This window comes from Bradyrhizobium sp. PRIMUS42, from assembly GCF_023006515.1.
GTDB lineage: Bacteria > Pseudomonadota > Alphaproteobacteria > Rhizobiales > Xanthobacteraceae > Bradyrhizobium.
Map to the genome: position 1 here is coordinate 1 of NZ_JALBGZ010001535.1, position 522 is coordinate 522.

Consider the following 522-nt stretch of genomic DNA (forward strand, 5'->3'; position numbering starts at 1 on the left):
CCGCCACATCGCGGCTGGCCGCCGTGCTGCTGGCGTCCGCCCCGACAGAGAGTGCGCTGATCGTCGTCTTCGGCGTGCTGTTTTTCGGCTGGCGCTGGCCACGCTACGCCACGCTGCTGTTCCTGCCGGGAATCGTCGTGTTCGTGGTCGGGCTGATCGGAGGCCCGCCACTGCCGCGCATCCTCTTTCTGGTGCTCGGCATCCCCACGGTCGGAATTTGCCTGGTCCTGATGGCCTGCATCACGGCAACGGCAGTGGTGCGGCGGCAGGACGCCGCGAGCTTCACGATCGGCTGCGCGGTGACGATCGTGCTGGTCTGCTGGATCCAGGACATGCTTAACGTCCTCGAGATCGTGAGCAACGATCGCATCTTCGTCTCGCGCCTGTCCTATTCGGCGATGCTGGTCGCGATCGGCGCCGGGCTGACCTGGCGCTTTGCCCGCGCGTTGAACCAGGTCGACAGCTTTGCCGGCCAGCTCGTGACGCGCGTGCGCGAAGCCGAGGAGCGGCTGAAGGCGAGCT

Annotated in this window: 1 pseudogene; it reads left to right on the forward strand. The window is 66.9% G+C overall.

Features of this window, described 5'->3' with window-relative positions:
- Positions 1 to 522 (forward strand): annotated as a pseudogene (locus tag MOV75_RS41490) (histidine kinase); the annotation flags it as partial.